Below are 21,219 nucleotides of genomic sequence, written 5' to 3'. Positions count from 1 at the left end.
GGCGGATTAGAATCGTTACAACTCAAATTGTGCCGAGGCCGGTGAAATGGAAGCGCCGGCGCCTTGGAAGGTGCGCGGGTGTGCGCCATAGCGTGGCCGATCACGTGTTTTGTGCGTTGTTAGCGTGGGTTGCGTACGTCGGCATTATTGTACCGGTTGTTGCCCAGGATGCGTCGAACGTCGTCATCACCAGCAAGCCTATACACTCGATTGCCTCAGCGGTAATGCAGGGCATAGCAACGCCGACACTTTTGATCTCCGGCAACGCTTCGCCTCATGTTTACGCTTTGAAACCCTCGGACGCGCGCGAACTCAATAAGACGAACGTTTTTGTACGCGTTTCCGAGCAGGTCGAACCGTTTACGGCGCGTATTGTGCGGGCCCTTCCTGAGGCGGTTGAAGTGGTGACGCTCGCTGAAACGAAGGGGATGCACCTTCTGAAGCTACGGTTTGGCGGTCACTTCGATACGCACGGTGACGACCACACGCATGCGCACGAATTGGGGGACAATGCTTCTTTTGTCGCAAACAGTGTGGATGGGCACGTCTGGCTCGATCCGGAAAACGCCAAGGTAATGGCTTTTCATTTAGCTGAGGTGTTCTCGCGCCGCTGGCCTCAGCATGCAAAAGCGTTCGCGCTCAATGCGCGCAAGTTTGCCGAGAAGGTGGATCAGACCTCTGCCGTGATCGCGGCTGAACTGGCCCCAGTTCGTAATATCCCTTTTGTCGTATTTCATGATGCCTACCACTATTTTGAAGCGCGGTTCGGCCTGCGGGCGGCCGGCGCGGTGACCGTCAATCCGGAAGTCCCGCCCGGGGCTCGGCGATTGTCTGTGTTGCGTGAGCGGATTGGGAGCTTGGGCGGGGTTTGCATCTTTGCCGAGCCGCAATTCAATTCGCGGGTGCTCCAGGCCGTCAGCGAGGGGACCGGTGCTCGAACTGGAGTTCTCGATCCGATTGGGATCGACGTTGAACCCGGCCCCGAGCTTTACACGACCATGCTTGAAAATCTTGCGCGTGGGTTTGTGGCATGTCTTGGACGGGGTGATAAACGTGCGGGCCCTTAAGGTCTAAGGTCGGAACGCAATGGGTTCTCGTTTCTCAGCAAACAAAAAAGGACGGTGCGATAAAGCACCGTCCTTTTTTCATAACTTTCGACTTCGGCTTTTGGGATTAACGGAAAAAGCCGTCGTAGTAGCCTGTGCGGCCCTGCTGATCGCTGTAGCTCGCGCTGTTGTACTCTTTGTTGGTCTTAAAGCGATCCCAGGTCACTGTGACCTTCGCGCCAATTTTTGTACGCGGGTAGAGGTCAAGCACGTCCTCATTGTACATTCGGATGCAACCTGCGGAGGCTGCTGTACCGATCGTCCAGGGTGCATCCGTGCCGTGGATACGATATGTGCTTGAGCCAAGATAGAGTGCGCGAACGCCTAGCGGGTTCATCGGGTGACCACCGGGAACCCAGCTTGGCAGGCGCGGATTTTTGGCCAGCATGCTTGGCGTGGGGCGCCAATCCGGGTTTTCGCGTTTCATGGAAACACTGGTCGTGCCCTGCCAGCGTGCGTCTTCGCGCGGAATTGCGATTGGGTAGCTGATGGCTTGGCCACGTTTCGTGATGAGGTACAGGCGGCGATCGCCAAAGCTGACGATGATCTGGCCTGGCGTATACTGTTCGTTGAACGTTACGGTTTGACGGCCCCCGCCCCATTCATTATCGCCACCCCACAACGTCTGCGCTGAGGCGCTTGGCGCCGCGGCGGCAGTGGCGAGGATGGCGCTCAGTACAACTATACTACGGCTCATGAACTTCAGTGCGGACATCCCAAATTGCTCCGTCCATCTCTCTCAAAAACTGCGGCTTGCGCTTAACGATTTGTCCCGGCGCGCGGTTGCTATCTGTCGTCAGAAAAATTTACGACAGACAATCCTGTCCGGCCGATCTTGGATCGTCCCGAGTAAAGAGAACGTATAGTTGCGTTTGGGTTTCGACGGCAGAGCAGCCAAGCCACACTCTTGCCATGATCGTATTCCGGCGGATCACGAAAGTGTCAGGGGGGAATTTGTCCCTGCATTAAACTTCCAGAAAGGGAATTTTAGGCATGGGTGGTCCGTAAGAGTGCATCAGCTTTTACCCATTGAACCAGAATGAATCGAGCAATCGATACCGTTTTGCTCGATAGTTTTTTAACCACCAAAATAATCTCTTGATGACTATAAGTCTTGCCTGTCACGCTCAGCCTGGCGGGAGGCTCGTCCGTTTTGGTTTGGTTGCTTCGTTTGTTCGTAACGTCACTTCAATGTTCCAGGGATCACGCAGGGTCAGTCCGCTATTGCTTTCCGCTGTCAGGGCGCCAGCGCTTTGGGCACGCTGTCGGATGGGTGCTATGAGAGATTTGTCAGCAAGGATCTCAAAGGCCACGAGTCCGGCAGCTCCGTCCGGGCGTGGGCCTGCGCCTCGGCTCGCCCACGCGTTGGTGGCTAGCTGATGATGATAGCCGCCTGAGCCGAAGAAGTTGGCGCCGGAATAGCGGCAAGAAATATCGAAACCTAGGATAGTTCCGTAGAAAGACTCAGCAGTATCGAGTGCGCCAATTTGGAGGTGTACGTGACCGATGACGCCGTCATCGGGCAAGCCGCTCCACGTTCCTGAGGCCGATGCCAACAGACGCTCGACGTCAAGTGGTTCGGTAACCATTTTCACTTGGCTCTCGGCATAGCGCCATTCTTCCCGCGGGCGATCGGCGTAAATCTCGATACCATTACCTTCGGGATCGGACAGGTAGATAGCTTCGCTTACGGCGTGGTCGGAGGCGCCTGTAATGAGGAAACGGTTATCGACTGCGTGCTTCGTCCAGAGTGCCAGTTGACCGTGGTTGGGCAGCAAAAACGCTGTGTGAAAGAGGCCTGCGCCGCCAGGAGGCCGCGGTTCCGCGCCTGGATCGCCGATTAGCTTAAGCAGTGTCGAGTCGCGGGTTCCGAGATGGGCCGTGTGGCCATCCGAGCTTAGTATGCGCAACCCAACGAGGTGTTCGTAGTACCGGCTGATGGATTGTAGGTCTCGGACCCGGAGCGTGACCGTGCCGATTCGGAGTGGAGCGGCATACGGGATGCGGTTGGTTGCTTGCGTGGCGAGAGATGTGGACATTGGATGCCTCCTGAGCGCATCGCCTCTTCCGTATCCTAGAGCAGCACGCCAGCAAGATTGATCTGGATACTCTTCTCATCGTTCACGAAAACGTCAGTAAGGGTCCCTTGCCCTTCAGATGCGCGTTTCGCGTTGGCGGCTGGTTTTATTTCCCGTTCCCATTTTGTTCTGTTTTACCTTGACGGCATGGGGAGATCTGGGATAAGAACGTTTGAAGAACAAATACGACATGCGTCTCAGCTCAAGCTAAGCAAATTCAAAAGGTTGTCGCGAGAGCGTTGCCAGATGCCAACGGGTCTTCCCCAAGCCCCTCACCGTTGGTGTCTTTGGTACTCGCCACCAGGGCCGGTGTCTCCTGCGTACCCCCGCCGGAGTGAAGATCGCGCCTTGTCAGAGCCGGAACGGCATTCTTGCCCTCTCGCCGTTCCGGCTTTTCGCACGTTTTGTGCGAAGCATGACGCATCCAATGCGGTCAGATTTTCATTGAGTCGGAAGGCGCCGCAAGATAGGGCGGACGTCGTGAAAAGCCTCAGTGAGATATGCACTTAAGGATTCGATATAGCTTCTGCGTTGAACGAGCGGGCTCGGGATTGCCGTTCCGGTTTCGCCGGGCTCGTTTATGGAACCTCGTTGCTTCATTGCTGACGGGGCTTGCTGTCTGGGCGCTTGTTTGGTCCGGCAGCGGCGCATTGGCACAAACGCGAAGCGCGCCGGAAGCACATTCCGGCTATGTCGAAAAGCGTTTGGCTACCGCCTCGAAGTATATGGTAGCGGCGGCAAACCCCTACGCAAGTAAGGCAGGTCTGGAGATATTGCGTGCCGGAGGCAGTGCTGCGGATGCAGTTATTGCGACGCAGCTCGTGCTCAATCTTGTGGAGCCTCAGTCCTCGGGAATTGGCGGGGGTGCCTTCGTTCTCCATTGGAACGAAAACGGGCAGAAATTGACGACGTACGACGGGCGTGAAACTGCTCCGGCCGCGGCTCGTCCAGACCGTTTCCTCGTAAATGGATCCCGTATGCCGTTCGGCAAAGCAGTCAATTCCGGTTTGAGTGTCGGCGTTCCCGGAACTGTGGCTGTGATGGCGCTTTTGCACGAACGTCATGGCAAGTTGCCGTGGGCACGTCTTTTTGAGCCGGCGATCCAATTGGCTGAGAACGGCTTCACCGTTTCGCGGCGGCTCAATCTGCTACTCACGTGGTTTGGAGCTGAACGTTTTACACCTCCCGCGCGCCGCTATTTCTTTTCCGAAGATGGGTGGCCGCGACCTGTCGGGTATACGCTGAAAAACCCGGAGTTCGCGGCAACACTCCGTGTGCTCGCAAACGATGGCGCACAGGCCTTTTACGAAGATGGGCCCATTGCGCAGTCGATTGTGGACGCAGTTGCCTCAGCGCCCAATGCAGGGGGTGATATGACCCTGACGGATATTGGGACCTACGCCCCTATTGAGCGCGCGCCTATTTGCTTTACGTACCGGCGTAAGCGGATATGCAGCATGGGGCCGCCATCGTCAGGCGGTTACACTATCGCTCAGACCTTGATGTTGCTTGAGGCGTATGATCTCGGCGGGGATGCTCAAGAGAGGATGCAGCCTCTTGCTATGCATCTCATTGCCGAGGCTGAGAAGCTCGCCTATGCGGATCGCGACCGCTATATTTCTGATCCCGCCTTTGTCCGTATTCCCGATGGTCTTCTCGCCAAAAGTTATATCAGCAAGCGTCGCCGGCTGATTGATCCAGATGAAGCGATGGAGCAGCCTGACGCGGGACGACTCCTGGACTTCGAGCAGCCCCTACCCGGTGTCGACGCAACAGAAGAGCGCTCGGGTACCAGCCATATCTCGATTGTTGATGGGGATGGCAATGCGATTTCGATGACAACGACGATCGAGGGCGGCTTCGGGTCCGGTTTGTGGGCTTCCGGTTTCTTGCTGAACAATGAGCTGACCGATTTTTCATTTCTTCCAGCCGACGAGTCGGGGCGCTTGATCGCTAATCGTGTACAAGGGGGCAAGCGTCCGCGGAGCTCCATGTCGCCCACGATGGTCTTCGATGAGGCGGGGCGCTTAGAGTCGGTACTCGGATCTGTCGGTGGATCGCGGATAATCCTTTACGTATTGAAAACGCTGGTGGCGCTGATCGATTGGAAGATGAACGCGCAGGACGCGGCTGATCTCATCAACTTTGGAAGCCGTGGCGGGTCATTTGAAATCGAGTTGGCACCAAGTGCCGTCTGGGAAGGTCTCAAGGTCAAACCGTTTGGTCATGAGGTCGTGCCCGATCTGATGACGTCAGGCACCCAGATCGTCAGGGTGTTGGAGAAGGGCAAGCTGGAGGGCGCTGCGGACCCGCGGCGTGAGGGTATTGCAATCGGGGATTGAGGGCCGAGAGGTCACCGTTCTAGGTGCTGGTGTGTTGGGGCTATGGCAAGCATTGCTTTTGGCTCGAGCAGGTGCGCGCGTACGGCTTTTTGATCGCAATGCCGATCCGCTATCGGAGTCGGCGAGTTCTTACGCGGGGGCCATGCTTGCGCCGGATTGTGAATCGGAAGCCGCGCCGCCCATTGTTCGAGATCTGGGTCGGCAGGGCTTCGAGTTGTGGCGCTACGTTTATCCCGGTGTAAAGTTTTCAGGTAGCTTGGTCGTTGCGAGTCCTAGAGACACTTCGGAGCTGATGCGTTTCGCGCGTATGACGGAGCGCTATGAGAAGCTCGATGAAGCGCAAGTTGGTGAACTTGAGCCGGATTTGGCCGGACGCTTTTCGTCTGCACTTTATTTCGCTGAGGAAGGACACGTCGAAACGCCAGCAGCGCTTGCTTTCCTGCTCGATGAGGTTCGACGGCTGGACGTTGAGATCGTGTTCGGGGCGGCAGGTGCAGCGCGGCCAGAAGATATCACTGCTGATCAAACGATTGTCGACTGCCGAGGTCTCGCTGCGCGGGATGCACTTCCTACTCTGCGCGGTGTTCGTGGAGAGCGTCTCATAATCCGTTGCACCGACGTCCGTCTGAGCCGGCCGGTCCGGTTGCTTCACCCCCGGCATCCTCTTTACGTTGTGCCGTGGTCGGATCATCGCTTCATGGTTGGGGCGACGGTGCTTGAAAGCGAAGATAGTGGTCCGGTTACAGTTCGCTCCACTCTTGAGTTACTCGGAGCGGCTTATAGCCTCAGCCCTTCGTTTGGGGAGGCGGAGATTCTCGATATCGGAGCCGGCGTGCGTCCTGCGTTTCCAGACAATGTTCCGGGGATTAATGTGTCGCCGGATCTGCGTGTCGTGCACGTTAACGGCGCTTATCGGCACGGTTTCCTGCTGGCTCCGGTGCTGGCGGAGGCCGTCCTATCGCTTCTTTCGGAAAGCGGTTGTGTTCACCCTCTGGTGCACAGGAATCAAAGAGCCTGAGCCACATGGCTTTGCGCAATCCCTGGCAAGTGGTATAGCGCTGGCGATCAAGTGTTCGCTCGGCGCTCAGATTTGCCGAGCGCGCAGCTATCATGATCAACCCCGGAGGTCCCTATGGCCTTGAGCCCGATCAATTCAGATTCAGGGCTAGCGCTCACCTTTGATGATGTTCTCCTGGTCCCGGCAGGGTCGGAAATCATGCCTGGCGCGGTTAACGTGTCGTCGAAGGTCACGAAGTCGATTTCACTCAATATCCCCATCCTGTCGTCGGCGATGGACACGGTCACCGAAGCGCGTCTCGCAATTGCAGTGGCGCAAGCCGGTGGTATCGGCGTGATTCATCGCAACTTGGAGCCTGAGGATCAGGCGCGGCAGGTGGCGATGGTCAAAAAATACGAGTCCGGCATCGTGCTGAACCCGGTGACGATTACGCCGGACGCAACATTGGCCGATGCACTTAAGATGATGGCTGAACGACAGATCTCCGGTATTCCTGTCGTCTCTCCGTCACCAGGCCGGTCAGCCGGAAAATTGGTCGGCATTTTGACGAACCGTGACGTGCGGTTCGCGAGCAATCCGGGGCAGCCCGTTTCGGAGCTGATGACCAAGGACAAGCTCATTACGGTTAAGCGTTCTGTGACGCAGGATGAAGCCAAGACGCTTCTGCATCAGCACCGTATCGAAAAACTCATTGTCGTTGATGATGACTACAATTGCATCGGGCTCATCACGGTCAAAGATATCGAGAAGGCCCAGAAACATCCGAACGCGTGCAAGGATGGCGAAGGCCGTCTGCGGGTCGCTGCTGCAACCACGGTTGGCGAAGACGGTTTCCGGCGGACCGAGCTGCTGGTTGATGCTGGCTGCGATTTGATCGTCGTCGATACGGCTCACGGTCATTCGAGCCGGGTGATTGAAGCGGTGGCGCGGATCAAGAAGCAATCCAATGCTGTTCAAGTGATTGCCGGTAACGTGGCGACGGCTGAAGCGACGGCTGCGCTCATTGATGCTGGTGCCGACGCCATCAAGGTCGGCATCGGCCCGGGTTCAATCTGCACAACGCGGATCGTGGCCGGTGTCGGGGTGCCACAGCTCACTGCGATTTCGAATTGCGCGAGCGAAGCCAGTAAGCATGGTGTGCCGATCATTGCTGATGGTGGCATCAAGTTTTCCGGCGACGTCGCCAAGGCGATCGCGGCTGGCGCCCAATGCGTCATGCTTGGCTCTCTGCTTGCGGGCACGGACGAGGCACCCGGCGAGACCTATCTCTATCAAGGACGAACCTACAAGTCGTATCGTGGTATGGGATCGGTCGGTGCGATGGCGCGCGGTTCCGCCGATCGTTATTTCCAGGCCGAGGTTCGCGATACGCTGAAGCTGGTGCCCGAGGGGATCGAGGGGCAGGTTCCCTACAAGGGGCCGGTGGATGGCGTGCTGCATCAGATCGTTGGTGGTTTGCGTGCGGCAATGGGATACGTCGGTGCGGCAACGGTGGCTGAACTTCAGCAAAAGGCGAAGTTCGTTCGGATTTCGCCTGCTGCTATGTCCGAGAGCCATACCCATGGCGTCACCATAACGCGGGAAAGTCCTAACTATCCCGGCGTTAGCTGAGGTTTCGAAACGTGAATTTGGTATGGCCGATCCTGGCGCAAGTTACCCTGACACTTGTGCTTGGCCTTGTGACCGGCTGGGTGCGGTATCAGGCCGTTAAGCGCGGTGAGGTGCGTGTCCGAGAGGTTGCGTTGGACAACCATGCGTGGCCGGACTCTGTGCGTCAGTTCGGCAACAACTTCTCCAATCAGTTCGAAACGCCCGTCCTGTTCTATGTGCTGAGTGGTTTGGCCATTTATCTGGGGCAGGTGCATTTTGCGATGGTTGTCGCGGCGTGGGGGTTTGTTATTTCGCGTTTGATACATGCGACCATACATGTTGGTCGCAATGACTTGAGCCAGCGATTCTGGGCGTTTGGGCTGGGGGTTGTTTTCCTGGTTGCGATGTTCGTGATGATTGTCGCGGCGTTGCTCACGGCTCCGCTGTGAGACCGGGCGCGCGGATACAAGCCGCTATTGAAGTCATGACCGATGTCATTGAGCGTCACAGGCCGGCGTCGGTAGCGCTTGCCGATTGGGGCCGCTCGCATCGTTTCGCCGGTTCTGGGGACAGGGCTGCGATCGGCAATCTCGTATACGATGCCTTGCGACGCCGAAATTCCATCGCCTGGAAGATGGGGAGCGATAGTGCGCGTGCGCTGATCGTGGGAGCCGCGCCTGAGGCGATGGGCGTAACGGCGGCCGATGTGATTGCGTTGGCTGACGGCTCGACTCACAGCATCTCGCCTCTAAGTGAGCTGGAACAAGCAGGTCTTGATCGGCCTCTTTCGGACGATTTACCAGCTCATATAAAGGGTGATTTTCCCGAATGGCTGAGCGGGGAATTCGATAGGGCATTTGGGGCTTGCGCCGTAGCGGAAGGCGAAGCCTTAGCCCGACGGGCGCCTCTTGACCTTAGGGTCAACACGCTTAAAGCAACGCGGGAGAAAGTCCTCAAGGCTTTAGAAAAATACGGCGCGGAGGCAACATTGCTTTCCCCCGTTGGGATTCGTATCCCGGCGCCGCAAGGCGGTAAGCGGGCGCCGAATGTGGAAGCCGAAACGGCTCATGGCAAAGGATGGTTTGAGGTTCAGGACGAAGGCAGTCAATTGGCTGCGCTTCTGGCCGGAGCGCGACCGCGTTTGCAGGTGTTGGATTTGTGTGCCGGTGCGGGTGGTAAATCGCTCGCGTTTGCAGCCTCGATGCAGAACACGGGGCAGGTCTATGCTTACGATAGTGAGAAGACGCAGCTTCGACCAATTTTCGAGCGGTTGAAACGTGCGGGCGCGCGCAATGTTCAGGTTATGGACGCGGGCGATGCGGCCGGGTTGGATGCTCTCAGTGACCGCTTCGACCTTGTTTTTGTCGATGCACCATGCAGTGGTTCGGGAACATGGCGGCGGCGTCCGGATGCGAAGTGGCGGCTTTCCCCCGAAAACGTAGCAGCGCGTCTCGAAGATCAGAAAAGCGTTCTCCAAATGGCTGCCAAAATGGTCAAACCGGGCGGTCGCATGGTCTATGTGACCTGTTCAATCCTGCCGCAAGAGAATAGCGAGCAAGTACGCTGGTTTTGCGCTGAGCATGAAGGCTTTACGCCAATCAACTACGTAGACGAATGGCAACAACAACTCGGGTCTGATGCGCCGGTGTCCTCGACGGGGGATAACGTTGGACTGCAACTCACTCCGGCGCGACATGGCACGGACGGTTTCTACATATCTATATTGTCGAGAAATACTTAGTGTAATCTTCGTGCTTCGTCACAATGTCTGTTTTCACAAATATATTCCGTTCGCGACAAAGAAGTGACTTGATTGATTTCAATATTCCCCTATGTGTCGGCTGCCTTTAGGTTCGCGGGGTCGCGACTCCTTAGGTCGTAGCCGGCGTGATGCCGGTCATCGAGAGGCATGGAACAGCTTTTTAGCCAAATCTTTCAGGAGGTTCGGCAGTATACGATGGCGCCTACAGCGAAACCCAAAAAGGTAAAACGGCCCACTCCCCGCACCAGTTTCGGTCCAGTAGCAGATCTCGAACAGCACTTGCCGTCCGAGTGGTGGCGTAAACTGTTCAACGCTTTGTACGTGAAGACAGACGGGGACGTCGTCGAGAACAGTGAAAACACATCGCGCGACATCGACTTCCTTATTACGGCGTCCGGCCTAGAGAAAGCCGAGGACGTGCTCGACCTTTGCTGCGGCCAAGGTCGACATAGCCTTGAACTGGCGCGGCGCGGATATCGGAAGGTCACCGGTGTTGATCGCTCACGGTATTTGATCCGGCTTGCCAAGAAGCGTGCGCAGGCCGAGGGGCTGAGCGTGCTGTTTAAGGAAGGCGATGCGCGGAACCCGCGGTTGCCGGAGAACAGTTTTGATCTCGTCTGCATCATGGGTAACTCGTTCGGCTATTTCTCGAACCAGACCGATGATGAGAAAGTGCTCGCTGCCGTCGCCAAAATGCTGCGGCCGTCGGGGCAGATCTTCCTCGACATCACCGACGGCGGGTATATGGCGGAGCACTTCGAGCGTCGCTCCTGGGAATGGATTGATGCGCATCAGTTCGTGTGCCGTGAGCGTTCTCTCTCCTCAGATCGGGATCGGCTAATTTCTCGTGAGGTGATCGTACACGACGAGCTTGGTGTCATCGCGGATCAGTTCTATGCGGAACGGCTCTACACCCGCGAGAGCATCGCGGCGCTTCTCGAGAAGGTCGGCTTCCGCAATTTCCGAGATCATGGCTCCGCCGAGAGTGTGTCGGACCGGGAGCAGGATTTGGGGATGATGGCGCGGCGCATTCTGCTGACTGCGGATGCGCCGGTTAAGGCTGCCCGCAAGGCAAAAGGTGTGACGCACCGCCTCGACGTGACGGTGCTCCTCGGCGATCCCCGCCTGCCGGATCAAGTCAAGCGTGATGGCGTCTTCAACGCCGAAGATCTGGATACGGTACGGCGACTTAAAGAAGGTCTTTCTGAATTGCCGGGATACGAGTTCCGTTTTCTCGACAACCATAAAACCTTGGCGCGCGATCTCAGTGAGCTTTCGACCGATCTCGTGTTCAATCTCTGCGATGAGGGTTTCAATAACGACCCCTTCAAAGAGCTACACGTGCCAGCAATGCTTGAGATGCTGGATTTGCCTTACACGGGCGGTGCACCAGCTGCGTTAGCGGCTTGCTACGACAAGGGGCTCGTACGCGCGGCAGCGATGACGCTCGATGTGCCGGTGCCGCTTGAAACGTATGTGCGTCCAGGGGATCAAGGCGCGACGCTACCGTCGGTTTTTCCTGCGATTTTGAAGCCGAACGTGGGGGATAGTTCGGAGGGTATTACAAAAGATGCCGTCGTTACCGACGAAACGGCGCTTATGGATTACCTGGAAAAGCTGCGGACGTCGTTTCCGAAGCGCTCCGTCCTCGTGCAGGAGTATTTGACGGGATCGGAATATTCTGTCGGCATGATCGGCAATCCAGGACAGGGGCTCAGAGCGTTCCCGATCCTGGAAGTTGATTACTCCAGGCTCGATCCGTCATTGCCGAAAATTCTGGGCTACGAATCAAAATGGGAACCAGAGAGCCCATATTGGACGCAGATTCGCTATGTCGAAGCCAATCTCAATGACCTTGCTCAACAGCAGCTCATTGAGCACTCCTCGCGTTTGTTCGAGCGGCTAGGCTGCCGAGACTATGCCCGGTTTGATTTTCGGGCGGATGCTCGCGGCGAAATCAAGCTTCTGGAAGTGAACCCCAACCCCGGCTGGTGCTGGGATGGCAAGTTCAACCTGATGGCGGGCTTTGCGGGCGTTCGCTACAGCGAAATGCTGGGGCAGGTACTTGGCGCGGCTGTTGAACGGCTCGGTATTGTCGAGCGTCCGGTTGTCCGGGCTGCCAAGTCGTCCAAGACGACGAATAAGACGACGCAGAAAAAAGCGACGCAACGAGCCAAGCAAGTAGCTTGATCATAAGTCGGCGGTGGATACGGCATAGGTTTGTGTCCGCCGCCGCTGCGCATTATCCATATCCCTTGTGGTTTGGCCCTGGGGCCAATGCCGTCATTTGTATTTGGGCGGAGGGGTTGTGGAGCGGTTACGTGAGCCAGAGGATCTCAATCCGCAGCGGCTGCAATTGGATGACGGGCGCGTTTTTGGACTGACGCGCTATGGCGATCCTTCCGGGATCCCTGTGCTTGCGATCCACGGCGCACCTGCTTCGCGTTTGATGTTCGAGGTTGCTGGCCCGGCTGCCCGCGCGCGGGGGCTTCAACTTATTTGCCCCGATCGGCCGGGATACGGCCTCTCGCCGGTAGATCATCGGCCGACGCTGGCGCAGCGGGCCGAGCAGCTTGAAGCGATCGCTCATCACCTAGGGCTTGATCGAATGGCCGTTTGCGCGGTTTCGGGGGGGGCGCCTTATGCGGTGGCGCTCGCTGCCCGTTTGGCGCATCGGATAACAGCATTGGCTCTTGTCAGTCCGATGGGGCCGATTGCCGATATGTACGCGGCGCTGGGTGAGGAGGAGGGCGACGCCGGTGTGCATGCCTCCCGCGCCAAGCGTAGGTTTTTCATGGAGCTGCCGAAACGGCGGAGAGCGCTTCGCGCCGTTGCGGCTGTCGCTGCGCGTGGTTTCAATATTTCGCCCAAGCTTTCCGCACGTCTCTTCGCCCGTCTGCTCAACCCAGCGGATACGGCGACGTTGAGCCAACCCCATGTCGAGGCGAGTCTTATCAAGATGACGCGCGAAGCCTTGCGGCAAGGCGTTGCCGGCGGATTGGCAGACTTAGATATTTTTGCGCGGCCCTGGGGTGTGGATTTCGGCGCGATTCATGCACCCACCTTCATCTGGCAGGGCACGGATGATCGGATCGTGCCGGTGGAAGCTGCATTATGGCTCGGTGCACAACTCCCCGATTGCTCGGTTGAGCGGATTGAAGGGGCCGGTCATTTCTGGATATACGACCATATCGATACGGTCTTGACCCAGCTGGCGCGTACCGCCGGGAAAACGGGTAAATGCTCGGAGTGAGCTCGCGCGAGATGGCTGGGATTTCGCTTGGGGGGAACAGCAGTGCGACGCCGGAGTTCATTGTTCGTTTTTCTCGCCATCACTGCGGTTGTCGCGCTTGGCTTTAATACGACGTTTGTAACCGGACTATATTCCGGAACCTGGCCGACGGATTGGTATGGTCAACTCGTGAAGCCGGATTGGGCACCTTCTCTCGATGTCTTGGCGGCAATCTGGCTCGTCTGGTACGTGGTCATCGCGGTGGCTGGGTGGATCGTGTGGCGCGCGCAGGGGCTTGGCCTTGCGCTGCTTCTTTGGTTCGTGCAGTTGGGCCTCAATGTGGCGTGGCCTTACGTTCTTTTTGAGCGACACCGCATCGATAGCGCCATGGATGTCATCTTTGCGCTTTTGTTCGCCGTTGCGGCCTTCATCTTTGTGTCCTGGGGGTTGCGGAAGTCTGCTTCCGTCTTGTTTGGACTGTATGCTGGATGGATTGTCTACGTGGCTGCGTTCAATCTCGCGCTTCTGCAGTCCAATACCTGAGCTGTGGCGGGATCGCGCAGGTTGCGAAAGCATTGCTTGACGCTTCTTGAGTGCAATGGTCTATCGAGCGCTAAAGCAGGCGGTTTCGCCGTTTTGCGCCTCCGTTTTTCCCGACACTTCTTGCTTACATAGTGCTCCATGACAAATACCGTTCTCATCATCGATTTCGGCAGCCAGGTCACTCAGCTTATCGCACGACGTGTGCGTGAAGCGGGTGTTTATTCGGAGATCGTACCGTTCAATCGGGCGGAGGACGCTCTGGAGCGGCTTACTCCGAAGGCGATCATTCTTTCAGGCGGACCTTCGAGTGTCACGGAAACCGGAACGCCTCGGGCGCCCGATTGGGTTTGGACGTGCGGTCTTCCTGTGCTCGGCATCTGCTATGGTGAGCAGACGATGGTGGCGCAACTCGGTGGCGGCGTTGAAGGGGGACACACCCGCGAGTTCGGTCGTGCCGAGATAGAGGTCACTGACGCGTGCGCGTTGTTCGAGGGCGTCTGGGCGAAGGGTGACACAGATCAAGTTTGGATGAGCCACGGTGATCGCGTCACACGTTTGCCTGATGGCTTCAAGGTAACCGCTGTATCTCATGGAGCGCCGTTTGCGGCGATCGCGGACGAGGCGCGCAAGTTCTACGCCGTGCAATTCCACCCAGAAGTCGTGCATACGCCGCGGGGCGCCCAACTCATTTCCAATTTCGTGCACCGCATTGCAGGCTTGCCGGGCGACTGGACCATGGCGCATTTCAGGTCCAGCGAGATCGAAAAGATCCGTGCACAGGTTGGCGGCGCTCGGGTCATTTCGGGGTTGTCCGGTGGTGTCGACTCAGCGGTTGCTTCCGTGTTGATCCATGAGGCGATCGGCGACCAGCTCACCTGCATTTTCGTCGATCACGGGCTTTTGCGGTCCGGAGAGGCGGACGAAGTCGTGAGCCTGTTCCGGGGCACGTACAATATCCCACTCGTTCACGTGGACGCGCGCGAGACGTTCCTTTCCGCACTTGATGGCGTTTCAGATCCGGAACAAAAGCGCAAAACCATCGGCCGTTTGTTCATCGATGTATTCGAAGAGGAAGCCCGCAAGCTCGGCGGTGCGGATTTTCTGGCGCAGGGTACGCTTTATCCCGACGTTATCGAAAGCGTGTCGTTCACCGGCGGGCCATCGGTAACAATCAAGTCTCACCACAACGTGGGTGGGCTTCCAGAGCGAATGAATTTGAAACTGGTCGAGCCGCTCCGCGAACTCTTCAAGGATGAGGTGCGCGTGCTTGGGCGCGAGCTGGGGTTGCCGGAAGCGTTCATTGGCCGACATCCGTTCCCCGGTCCGGGCTTGGCGATCCGAATTCCAGGTGAGGTGACGTCGGAGAAGCTCGACATTCTACGTCATGCCGACAGCATCTATTTGGAAGAGATTCGCAAGGCTGGTTTGTATGACCGCATCTGGCAGGCGTTTGCTGTTCTGCTGCCCGTGCGAACGGTGGGTGTCATGGGGGATGCGCGCACCTACGATCACGTCTGTGCGTTGCGTGCCGTCACATCAACGGATGGCATGACGGCTGATTATTTCGATTTCAGCCATGATTTTCTTGGACGTACAGCGACCCGCATCATCAACGAGGTCAACGGTATCAACCGCGTCGTCTACGACATCACCTCAAAGCCGCCGGGGACGATCGAGTGGGAATGATTTTTGCCCATCCGGGGGTATCCGAAAATACGCTACAGCACGCTGTAACCCGTTGGTGAAAAAGAAAAATTTGCTCGGCACCTATCGGCTGCTATCGGTGTGTAAAGGTCGGCGATGACGGACCGTCTGACGGGTCTCTCGCATATTGATCAGCTGTGAAAACGAAAGTACCGTCAGGGGTGAACAGGCCTTTGACGGTACTTTTTTTGCTATAACGCTTTGTAAAAGCAGCGAATTTGCCGCCAAAGCTATCCAGAAGCCGCATGACGGTACTTTTTTGGAGGTGGCGCGGAGATGCTAACGGATGCAGCGATCAAGGCTTTGAAGCCTCAGAGCAAAGTGTACAAAGTTGCGGATCGGGATGGCATGTATGTGCGTGTCATGCCGTCCGGCGCGATATCGTTTCGCCTAGACTATCGGCTGAACGGCCGTCGCGAGACCGTTTACCTCGGGAAGTACGGCCGCGATGGCATCTCACTGGCTCGCGCTCGCGAACTCTGTATTGATGCAAGAAGGGCCGTCAGCGAGGGGCGCTCCCCCGCGATCGAAAAGCAGCGTGAGAAGAGACGCCTGAAGGAAGCAAAGAGCTTCGGAGAATTCGGAGAGAAGTGGCTCGTCAACGCGCCGATGGCTGACAGCACGCGGGCAATGAGGCGGTCGATTTTCGAACGGGAGCTGCTTTCGGTTTGGCGCAATCGTCTCCTGACCGAGATCACACCGGACGATCTGCGCGCGCATTGCGGCAAGATCGTCGATCGCGGCGCTCCAGCGACCGCCATCCACGTGCGCGATATCCTGAAACAGATTTACGGCTTCGCCATTCTGCACGGCGAGAAGGTGGCGAATCCGGCCGATGACGTTGGGCCAGCATCAATCGCGACCTTCGCGCCTAAGGATCGCTCCCTGTCTCCGACCGAGATCCGGATCATGCTCAAGGAACTGGAGAAGGTGGCGACGCTGCCCACGATCCGGCTCGGGATGAAGCTGTATCTGCTGACGATGGTTCGCAAGAGCGAGTTGCAGGACGCAGTCTGGGACGAGGTAGATTTCGAGAACGCCGTTTGGACGATTCCGAAGGAACGTATGAAGCGATCGAAGGCTCACAACGTATATCTGTCTCGCCAGGCCCTTGACATCATGATCGCACTCAAGACCTGCGCGGGCAACTCGCGATATCTGCTGCCCTCGCGGTACGATGCCGATGCGCCGATGTCGCGTGCGACGTTCAATCGCGTGACGTATTCCGTCGTGGAGCAGGCGAAAAAGGAAGGGCTGCCGTTGGCGCCGTTCACGGTGCACGACCTTCGGCGGACAGGATCGACACTGCTCAACGAGCTTGGGTTCAATCGCGACTGGATCGAGAAGTGCTTGGCGCACGAGGATGGCCGGTCGTCTCGTGGAGTTTACAATAAGGCCGAGTACGAGGTTCAGCGCCGCCACATGATGCAGGAATGGTCCGACATCGTGGATGCGTGGGTAGAAGGCCGAAAGCACGTGCCCATTCTGCTCCCTCCGGCTATGCCTTTGATGGAGCTTGATCCTGCCCTTTGATTGGCCGCGTCCTTCGCTTCGTCACGTCGGGGTGTTGAGCGCGCCGGATCGGCGCCGCTCGCCGCTCCAGAAGCCATGCCTCAACCTCCGCAAGGTCCCAGACGACACACCGCGGGGACAAGGCAAAACGCTGCGGGAACTCGCCTCTCTGCTCCATCTCGTAAATAGTGCTGTCTGCGAGCGGTACCATTTCGCGCAGCTGATGACGTCTGATAGTCCTGCGCAAAATTGGGTTGGTAGCTCCTGAGTTCATTCTATTGGCCTCCTTAAGCTATGGATGACAATAGAAAGCGATAGATATTGAGCGTGAGAAGCCCCTGTGGGCCTGCGTGCGGGAATATCGCACCATAGCGTACAAATCGGATAGTTCACATTTCCGGTGAGAATGACTGCGGCCGACATTTCGCCCTGCGACCCTTTTGTGCGGCTTGGGCGATGAACGCTGCGCCCAAGGTCGTCCGCCGGCCGAGCCACGGGTCAATTGTAGCCAGCCTCGAAGCGGCAGCGCCGGATGGCGGATAGAAGGTGGCGCCTCGCGTTTCGCAGGCCGTAAGGCCGTGGCGGGTAACGAGGCGGCGAAGCTCTGACGCGGTCCGAAAGTACGCGTCGCGCCAGACGGAATTGCCCATCCAGCCCTGTATTCGGCGCTGTGCCGCCCACACGTTCCAGCGACCAAGTTCCCCTACAATGAGCCGTCCGCCTGGCCTCAGGACCCGCGCCATCTCAGCTATGGACTGCTCGGCGTCGGGGATAAAGCAGAGGACCGTTACTGCGACTACGCGATCAAAGGCGGCGTCCGGGAACGGCAATGCGCCGGCTTCCCCCTGTTCAAGAGTGAGGGTGATGCCCTCTTTAAGAGCGCGGGCCTCTGCGGCCTGGAGCATGGTGGGATCCGGATCGAGGCCAGTGACGATCCCGCCTCGTTTGGCCAGCTCTATGGCGAAAACGCCGTCGCCGCAGCCGACGTCGAGCACGCGAAGACCGTCAACTTCGCCAATCAACCCGCTCAACGTTTGCTGCTGAAGTCGATCGGTGATCTGTCCCAACCTGCTGGCGCGCCACCGCTCATATGCGTCAGTCAGTGGACTGCTAGCTCTCGGGGCTTCGGAAACCATAGCCGTTACGGGGTGCCGGAGCGAATTTCTGCGAGGCGGGTGATAACGGCATCAATCTCCTCGTCTGTTGTACCGCGGCCCAAGCTGAAGCGGATCGCGCCCATGCCGACTCGCTCGCTCACTCCCATCGCGGCCAACACCGGTGATAGCTCGACGCGCCCGGCATGGCAGGCTGAGCCGGTCGAGGCCGCGACCCCTTGCAACTCTGAGAGCACATCCGAGCCGACGCGACCGACGAAGGCAACGTTTAGGGTATTTGGAAGGCGCCCGTTCTCTGGACCGTTAAGCGCGATGCTATTGCCAAAGATCGTCTTGAGCTGCTGCCAGAAGCGATCCCGCAATGCGCGGACACGGTTCAGCGGTTCGAGATCGCCGGCGAGTTCCGCTGCTTCCCCGAGTGCTGCGGCCAGAACAATGCTCTCGGTGCCGGCACGGCGGCCGTTCTCATGCCCAGCGCCATGGATCAATGGCTCAATCGGCGTACCCTGTCGGACATACAGGGCGCCGATAGCCTTCGGCGCGTAGAGCTTGTGGCCCGCGATTGTGAGGAGATCCACGCCAAGGTCGTTGACGCGAGTAATGATTTTTCCAACCGACTGGGCCGCATCGGTGTGGAAGCGAACGCCGTGATCGCGCGCGACACGGCTTATAGCCTCGATCGGCTGAATCGCTCCCGTCTCATTATTGGCGTGCATGACGCTAATCAGGATGGTGCGACGGGTGATTGCCTGCCGCACAGCATCTGGATCGACCAATCCGTTTCCGTCGACCGGCAGCACGGTCACATTTGCGCCGAGTCGCTCGAGGAATTGCAGCGGCTTGAGGACCGCCGGATGCTCGGTCGCCTGAGTGATGATGTGATCGCCTTTGTCGCGGAGCGCAAAGAACGTTCCCTTGAGTGCCATGTTGTTGGCCTCGCTGCCGCCGCTCGTGAAGACGATCTCCGTCGGATCAGCACCGAGAAGAGCTGCGATCTGGCCACGCGCTCGTTCGAGTATCGTCTTGGCGGACACGCTGGCCCAATGGCCGCTCGAAGGATTTCCGAAGGGGTTGTCGAGCAGCGCGCGCATCGTGGCTGCGACCCTGGAGTCGAGCGGTGTGCTTGCGTTATAGTCGAGGTAGATGTCGGTCATATTTGTTCTCGAGTTCGGACGCTGGTAGGCGTCTGCCGATCAACGGTGTTCACGCATCGTCACCGCGACGATGAGGCCCGACAGGAAAGTGAGCGCGCCGATTGCGAGAATCGCAGCAGCGAAACCGAAGCTGTCGGCGATAAGGCCGGCCGCGAGCGCTCCGATCGCGTAACCGAGATCTCGCCAGAAGCGATAGACACTAAGGGAGCGCGCTCGCCACGTGGGATGTGAGGCGTCGGACACGGCAGCTATCAAGCTCGGGTAGACCATTGCGGTGCCGAGCCCGAGCAGAACGCTGGCGACGAACCACCATTCGAAGCGGCCAGTCAGGGCGGTCAGAACCAGGCCCGCCGCCTGAACCCACATCCCGGCGACAATCAAGCCCTTTCGGCCCCAACGGTCGCTAAGGGGACCGGTTACGATTTGCCCGATGCCCCAGACGACCGGATATACCGCCTTGAGAATGCCAATCCGTTCGACGCCGAGGCCGAGCGTGGTGAAGAAGAGCGGGAAAATACCCCAGCTCATGCCATCGTTCAGGTTGTTGACGAGGCCCGCTTGCGATGCGGAGAAGAGGTTGCGATCCTTAAAGGAGGTCAACATAAAGACCTCCCGGAACGAGAGAGGCGAAGCTTCCTTCGTGATGCCGCTTGCCTCGAGCCTAACGTGGTGTCTGGTATCGCGGACCACGAGGATTGAGAGGATCGTGCCAGCGATAGCATAGAGCACGCCAAGATAGATCGGCGCTGGGCGCAGACCGTAACGACTGGCCAAGTAGCCGGTCAGGAATGCCGTTAGACCGACGGCGAGATAGCCGGCGAACTCATTGAGGCCGACTGCGAGGCCTCTACTTTTGGGCCCAACCAGATCGACCTTCATGATGACCGTCATTGACCATGCAAAGCCTTGACTGAGGCCGAGCAGAACGTTGGCGGCAATCACCCATTCCCAGTTCGGCGCGGCGATAATCATGAAAGGGACGGGCAAACCGATCAGCCAGCCGACAATGAGGACACGTTTGCGGCCCCAGCTGTCGGCTAGTTGGCCGGAGATCAGGTTTGCGAATGCTTTCACCACGCCAAAGCTGATGATGAATGACGTGATGAGCGTCGTGGATTCGATGTGGAAGGTTTCGGAGCCGATCAGCGGCACGACTGTCCGCTCGATGCCCACCATGCCGCCTACGAAAGCGTTGATAAGTACGAGAAGCGAGAACTGACGCCAGTTCTCCTTCAAGCCCAGCACTACGGTTTCTGAAGTTGTCGACGCGGAATTCATAGGTCAGGCCACCGCGGCCGACCGTCCAGAATTCGCGGCGCGTAGCCTCGCCGCCTCCGGAGGCGCAGGCGGGATGTCGGTGAGCATAAAGTCGATAAATTCCGCTTCGTCTTCGATACCGAAGGCCTTGTTGTGCCGCTTTTCGAACCCGATGGTGGATACGGGGTTTGCGCTGAGGCTGCGTCCGCAAACGGAGCCTGCATAGGCACCGGGCAGGACCTGGACGTAGTCAGGAAGCGCCTTCAGCTTTTGAACGCTGCTGAACAGATCCTTCGCACCTATCTCGGCGCTGACCGCCAGTTCGGTGCGACCGAGGTCGCCGACCATAAGCGTATGCCCGGTCACCACGAACCAAGGCTCGTCGGCGCGCGTGCGATCCGTGACAAGCAATGCGATGTGCTCGGGTGTATGCCCGGGAATCGATAATACCTTGATCGTGACGTTGCCTAACGAAAGCTCGTCGCCATCGCTCACGCTCTTGAACGGGATGGCCACGTCAGCCCGCTCGGACAGCACGTATTCTGCACCCGCAACATCGGCGAGAGCTCGCCCTGTGGACACGTGATCGGCGTGCACGTGCGTATCGATCACATAGTCGATCTTCATCCCGGCGGCCTGTGCCGCGGCGAGATAGAAGTCGGGTTCAGCCACCGGATCGACCACAGCCCCGGTCGCCTTTCCCCCGCAACCCAGGAGGTACGAGATGCCAACCGGATCATCGTGTAGGAACTGTCGCAGGATCATCAGCTTGCACTCCATAAAGCGAGGTGATAGATTGATTCAAT

At 58.1% G+C, this 21,219-nt stretch carries 18 protein-coding genes; 11 read left to right on the top strand and 7 right to left on the bottom strand.

Going from position 1 to position 21,219, the window contains the following annotated elements; translation table 11 throughout:
* The first annotated feature begins 92 nt into the window (after positions 1 to 92).
* Positions 93 to 1,067, top strand: a complete 975-nt coding sequence (locus tag K5845_RS06140) for a zinc ABC transporter substrate-binding protein (RefSeq protein ID WP_160298740.1) — start codon at positions 93 to 95, stop codon at positions 1,065 to 1,067.
* Between the two features lie 106 nt (positions 1,068 to 1,173).
* On the opposite strand, the gene K5845_RS06135 is transcribed toward K5845_RS06140, so the two are convergent.
* Both K5845_RS06135 and K5845_RS06130 read right to left on the bottom strand, forming a co-directional pair.
* Positions 1,174 to 1,821 carry a L,D-transpeptidase gene (locus K5845_RS06135; protein ID WP_076605361.1) on the bottom strand — a complete coding sequence of 216 codons (648 nt, stop codon included), beginning with the start codon at positions 1,819 to 1,821 and terminating at the stop codon, positions 1,174 to 1,176.
* A gap of 412 nt (positions 1,822 to 2,233) precedes the next feature.
* Positions 2,234 to 3,145 carry a VOC family protein gene (locus K5845_RS06130; RefSeq protein ID WP_287958639.1) on the bottom strand — a complete coding sequence of 304 codons (912 nt, stop codon included), beginning with the start codon at positions 3,143 to 3,145 and terminating at the stop codon, positions 2,234 to 2,236.
* Between the two features lie 590 nt (positions 3,146 to 3,735).
* Here K5845_RS06130 and ggt point away from each other — a divergent pair.
* From ggt to K5845_RS06080, 10 genes are all read left to right on the top strand, one after another.
* Positions 3,736 to 5,526, top strand: coding sequence for a gamma-glutamyltransferase (gene ggt, locus K5845_RS06125; RefSeq protein WP_287958638.1), 1,791 nt, complete (start codon positions 3,736 to 3,738; stop codon positions 5,524 to 5,526).
* Complete coding sequence (locus K5845_RS06120) at positions 5,501 to 6,544, top strand: FAD-dependent oxidoreductase (protein WP_287958637.1); 1,044 nt, start codon at positions 5,501 to 5,503, stop codon at positions 6,542 to 6,544. The genes ggt and K5845_RS06120 overlap by 26 nt, the downstream gene beginning before the upstream one ends.
* 114 nt (positions 6,545 to 6,658) lie before the next feature.
* Positions 6,659 to 8,155, top strand: a complete 1,497-nt coding sequence (gene guaB, locus K5845_RS06115) for an IMP dehydrogenase (protein WP_090227931.1) — start codon at positions 6,659 to 6,661, stop codon at positions 8,153 to 8,155.
* A gap of 11 nt (positions 8,156 to 8,166) precedes the next feature.
* Positions 8,167 to 8,583 carry an MAPEG family protein gene (locus tag K5845_RS06110; protein ID WP_046479697.1) on the top strand — a complete coding sequence of 139 codons (417 nt, stop codon included), beginning with the start codon at positions 8,167 to 8,169 and terminating at the stop codon, positions 8,581 to 8,583.
* Positions 8,580 to 9,875, top strand: a complete 1,296-nt coding sequence (locus K5845_RS06105) for an RsmB/NOP family class I SAM-dependent RNA methyltransferase (protein ID WP_046479699.1) — start codon at positions 8,580 to 8,582, stop codon at positions 9,873 to 9,875. Before K5845_RS06110 ends, K5845_RS06105 begins: the two co-directional genes overlap by 4 nt.
* 216 nt (positions 9,876 to 10,091) lie before the next feature.
* Complete coding sequence (locus tag K5845_RS06100; protein WP_287958636.1) at positions 10,092 to 12,086, top strand: methyltransferase domain-containing protein; 1,995 nt, start codon at positions 10,092 to 10,094, stop codon at positions 12,084 to 12,086.
* Positions 12,087 to 12,204: 118 nt separating this feature from the next.
* Complete coding sequence (locus tag K5845_RS06095) at positions 12,205 to 13,149, top strand: alpha/beta fold hydrolase (protein ID WP_287958635.1); 945 nt, start codon at positions 12,205 to 12,207, stop codon at positions 13,147 to 13,149.
* Between the two features lie 42 nt (positions 13,150 to 13,191).
* On the top strand, positions 13,192 to 13,671 hold the full coding sequence (locus tag K5845_RS06090; RefSeq protein ID WP_287958634.1) for a TspO/MBR family protein: 480 nt from the start codon (positions 13,192 to 13,194) through the stop codon (positions 13,669 to 13,671).
* A gap of 138 nt (positions 13,672 to 13,809) precedes the next feature.
* Entirely contained in the window at positions 13,810 to 15,357 is a 1,548-nt protein-coding gene (gene guaA / locus K5845_RS06085; RefSeq protein WP_287958633.1) for a glutamine-hydrolyzing GMP synthase, read from the top strand.
* A 294-nt stretch (positions 15,358 to 15,651) separates the two neighbouring features.
* Entirely contained in the window at positions 15,652 to 16,908 is a 1,257-nt protein-coding gene (locus K5845_RS06080; protein ID WP_287958632.1) for a tyrosine-type recombinase/integrase, read from the top strand.
* Here K5845_RS06080 and K5845_RS06075 read toward each other — a convergent pair.
* From K5845_RS06075 to K5845_RS06055, 5 genes are all read right to left on the bottom strand, one after another.
* A complete protein-coding gene (locus tag K5845_RS06075; RefSeq protein ID WP_287958631.1) occupies positions 16,874 to 17,161 on the bottom strand; it encodes a helix-turn-helix transcriptional regulator in 288 nt (95 codons plus the stop codon). The genes K5845_RS06080 and K5845_RS06075 overlap by 35 nt on opposite strands.
* Positions 17,162 to 17,276: 115 nt before the next feature.
* Complete coding sequence (locus K5845_RS06070; RefSeq protein ID WP_287958630.1) at positions 17,277 to 18,023, bottom strand: class I SAM-dependent methyltransferase; 747 nt, start codon at positions 18,021 to 18,023, stop codon at positions 17,277 to 17,279.
* 5 nt (positions 18,024 to 18,028) lie between these two features.
* Positions 18,029 to 19,156 carry a cysteine desulfurase family protein gene (locus K5845_RS06065; protein ID WP_287958629.1) on the bottom strand — a complete coding sequence of 376 codons (1,128 nt, stop codon included), beginning with the start codon at positions 19,154 to 19,156 and terminating at the stop codon, positions 18,029 to 18,031.
* A 39-nt stretch (positions 19,157 to 19,195) separates the two neighbouring features.
* A complete protein-coding gene (locus tag K5845_RS06060) occupies positions 19,196 to 20,434 on the bottom strand; it encodes an MFS transporter (RefSeq protein ID WP_287958628.1) in 1,239 nt (412 codons plus the stop codon).
* A gap of 3 nt (positions 20,435 to 20,437) precedes the next feature.
* A complete protein-coding gene (locus tag K5845_RS06055; protein WP_287958627.1) occupies positions 20,438 to 21,178 on the bottom strand; it encodes an MBL fold metallo-hydrolase in 741 nt (246 codons plus the stop codon).
* Between the last annotated feature and the right edge of the window lie 41 nt (positions 21,179 to 21,219).

Origin of the sequence: Filomicrobium sp., assembly GCF_025698805.1 — a bacterium.
Taxonomy (GTDB): domain Bacteria; phylum Pseudomonadota; class Alphaproteobacteria; order Rhizobiales; family Hyphomicrobiaceae; genus Filomicrobium; species Filomicrobium insigne.
The sequence above is the reverse complement of the archived record's forward strand: the minus strand, read 5'-3'. Positions and strand labels throughout refer to the sequence as shown.